At 51.5% G+C, this 3,235-nt stretch carries 4 protein-coding genes; all 4 read right to left on the bottom strand.

The genetic code is table 11. From position 1 onward, the window contains the following. Window positions 1-568: 568 nt before the first annotated feature. Complete coding sequence (locus LKK83_RS18570; RefSeq protein WP_324632767.1) at window positions 569-958, bottom strand: late competence development ComFB family protein; 390 nt, start codon at window positions 956-958, stop codon at window positions 569-571. A gap of 381 nt (window positions 959-1,339) precedes the next feature. Beyond that, on the bottom strand, window positions 1,340-1,870 hold the full coding sequence (locus tag LKK83_RS18565) for a tetratricopeptide repeat protein (RefSeq protein ID WP_324632766.1): 531 nt from the start codon (window positions 1,868-1,870) through the stop codon (window positions 1,340-1,342). Between the two features lie 72 nt (window positions 1,871-1,942). Continuing rightward, window positions 1,943-2,782 (bottom strand): transporter substrate-binding domain-containing protein, encoded by an 840-nt coding sequence (locus LKK83_RS18560; protein ID WP_324632764.1) that lies wholly within the window; start codon window positions 2,780-2,782, stop codon window positions 1,943-1,945. A 4-nt stretch (window positions 2,783-2,786) separates the two neighbouring features. Beyond that, window positions 2,787-3,143: a 50S ribosomal protein L20 gene (gene rplT / locus LKK83_RS18555; protein ID WP_324632762.1), complete on the bottom strand. Its 357-nt coding sequence runs from the start codon at window positions 3,141-3,143 to the stop codon at window positions 2,787-2,789. Between the last annotated feature and the right edge of the window lie 92 nt (window positions 3,144-3,235).

The following is a 3,235-nucleotide window of genomic DNA, read 5'->3' as shown; positions in this document are numbered from 1 at the left end:
AGCCGGTGCGTTGCGGCAGCTTGTAGATTGTCGTCTTTATTCTACATGGGTTTGAGCCGCAACGCACCCTACCGTGAGTAATTGATGATGGATAAATCAACTGGGATGACTCGATCGCTTACGATGGCTTTTTTCCTCGCTCTAGAAATGCCTACTCTCAAGATGACCAGCACCATCTTCATCAGCGACACAAGTAGTGATTCCTCTGGAAGCGTTGGGGATTGAATTGGATTTAAAAAATCAACAATTGAAGGTGTTGCCTGAAACTGCTATTGATACTTACTTGACGATTATGCAAGCAATTGTCTGAGTGGCGTGGAACGGCGATCGCTCTTCGGAGTTTGCTTAGCACTTTTAGTTTGACTATATTTAGTATAAAATTGCTTGAGAAAGCCGGAATCGGGAAGGGAAGGGAAGGGAATTGTCAATCCCACACAGAACTGTTGCGATCGCGGTTCCCTGGGAATTGCGATCGCGGTTTAAAGGAGAAAACGCTCGCTCCACTGCACTAATTGGCCAAAAAATGAGATGCTACCCTGTGGTCAATCCTGGCAATTATACCTGTTCGTTACTGATAGCGACGATAGGAGGCTATTCGTCGTCTCTTGTCAAGCTGGGCCTTTTTCGCCTCTGCCGCTTCCGAGTCAGGGGACTCCCACACTGGGGTCAGGGGATCGCGCTGGACTGCTGCGAGTCCCTGGCGGACTGCTTTTTCAATCTGAGGTTGTAACTTTTCGGCTTGTTGCTGCTGGAATTTCCATCCGCGATCGCTGGTGGCATAAAGGGCGGGCAGACGATTTAGGGCATAAGCCACCACCTGGGCGATGAGTTGCTGTGGATTGAGAGACATCAGCAGTCTCGGCGGCAATTGCCGGATCTGCCGTCGTGCTTCTTCAACCACTAGAGGTTCGATGGCATTGCGGTACAGTGGTATTGAGTTGGGGGGCATGTTTGGCATAAAATAGAATCTCCAAAGGGTTACATCTTTCCGGCAAGCGAGTTTCGCGGACAAGCATATTCTGGTGTGCTTGTGGTAATGATAACTTACCCTCTAGATGGGTGACATCTATCTAAATAGGTTTATGTGTTCACAAAATCTGGTGGCGGATTCACCCCAGGGCGATCGCGAGAGAATGGAGAATTGAGAATTACCGAGCGTCAATTCGTGCGATTCTGGGGGATTTGAGGCGTATTCCCCCGAGGGTCGGGTCGCCCCATCCTCGGGGGAAGGCTGAGCTGATGGGAGGTAGTGGGTGCCCGGGGAGGGATTGGGTTCACCTGTCAAATTGCGATCGCCCAAGCCCCCTCCCTTGGGAAATCCGATGTCAAAGTTTCGGCATTAAGCCGTGGTTGGGAGGCGCTTGCGGAGGGATTCAGCTCGTTTTTTAGCGGTTTGATTGTCCGGATCGAGCTTGAGCGCTTCTTCGTAAGCTTCCAATGCTTGAGCGGTTAATTTCTTGCGATCGTAAGCAAATGCCAAATTATTCCATGCGGTGACATATTCCGGGTAAAGCTTCAAGGCTTCCTTGTATTGCCGAACGGCGAGGTCGTACTGTTCCTGAGCCACGTAAGCATACCCGAGGCCATTATAAATCAACGCCTTGTTTTCATCTTCGATCTCCTCTTTGCATTTTAAAGCTTTTTGGAACTGGACGATCGCCTGGGTAAACAGTTTTTTATCTAAATAAATACTCCCGAGCTGGTAGTATTCTTGCGCCGTACCTTTTTCTTGACTGAGCTTTTTCTGTAACTTAGACAAGGTACTTTCCACCTTGCGGGTTTTAAACACTTGGCGCACCACCAAACCCGCCACCAGGGCGAGCAAAAAGATTAAAAAGGAGAGGTAAACCAGGGGAAGAGAGGTATTCATGGGATTAAATCTAACAAATTCGGCTAACTTTTCTGTATTTTATTATGAGATGAACTCACGTGGGTGACTCGTTCAATTTTGATTTTGGAAAGAGAGGGGGAACGGTAAGGTGTTGGGGGTTTCCAGCAGGGGTAAGCCCCAGTATTCAGCCCGTTCTTGGAGCCATCCTTCGGCTTGCCAGCGGGCGATCGCGCGATTGACGCGGGAGTGGAGTTCTTGGTACTGCAACCCTTTGGGCATCACAATGGCAAGGGGTTGAGCGGAAAAGCGCACCGGGATCTGTCGGTATTCGGGATACTGCTGCACCCACCCCGTCAGCACGGTGGCATCGGCGGCGAAAGCGCTGACGGTATTGGTTTCGAGCAGGGATAGGGCGTCTTGATAGGAGTTGACAGGCAGCAGTTTTGCCTGGGGAATTCTAAACTGCATCACGGGAAGGGTACTGGATGCGTTGAGAACGGCGATCGCTTTCCCGAATAAATCCGAGGGTTCGCGCACGGTGGGGTCGCGGGTGATGAGGGTAGCTCCGTCGAGGTAGTAGGGGAAACTAAAGTAGACGACGCGCGCTCGCGATGGCGTAGCGGTGACGCGGGCGATCGCCAGATCCACCTCACCGGAAATCACCACGGCGAGGCGATCGCGGTTTTGCACCGGTAGCAGTTCCACATCTTCGGAACTGCCCAATAACTCCTCCGCCAACCGACGAGCGATGTCGATTTCGAACCCTTGCAGGTTGCCGGTGCTGTCTGTAAATCCCAGGGGGCGGAGGTTATTTTTCACCGCTACGCGCAATTTACCGCGAGCGGCGATCGCCTCGAGTTCGGCGGCGCGAGTCTCCCCAACCCCGGAAAACAGGCAAAAGGCAAAAGAAATGAGGAAAATTCCAATCCTTTTGCCTTCTGAAGTCATCATCGGTTTATCCTTTGGCTTGATGTGCGAGTTCCATCACTTTGGAAAAGCCATCGGGGTCAAGTACCGCCATTTGCGCCAGCATCTTGCGGTTGAGATTGATATTGGCTTTTTTCAGCGAGCCAATGAGCTGACTGTAGCTCATGCCATGCTGACGGGCGGCGGCGTTAATCCGAGCGATCCACAAGCGGCGAAAATCGCGTTTGCGTTTGCGGCGATCGCGGTAGGCATTCCGCAGGGCTTTCATCACCTGTTGATTGGCACTGCGGAAGAGTTTCGAGTGAGATCCCCGATACCCTTTCGCCATTTTGAGAATTTTTTTGCGGCGTTTGCGAGCGACGTTCCCGCGTTTTACCCGTGTCATGATAACCTCCGATAAGTTTGGAAACCCCCGTGCTTTAGTCGGGGGAGGAAAAACGAACGTGCGGCTTTAGCCGCCGTCAAAACTATATTGAG

The organism is Phormidium sp. CCY1219 (genome assembly GCF_035615515.1).
Taxonomy (GTDB): Bacteria; Cyanobacteriota; Cyanobacteriia; order Cyanobacteriales; family Laspinemataceae; genus CCY1219.
The sequence above is the reverse complement of the archived record's forward strand: the minus strand, read 5'-3'. Positions and strand labels throughout refer to the sequence as shown.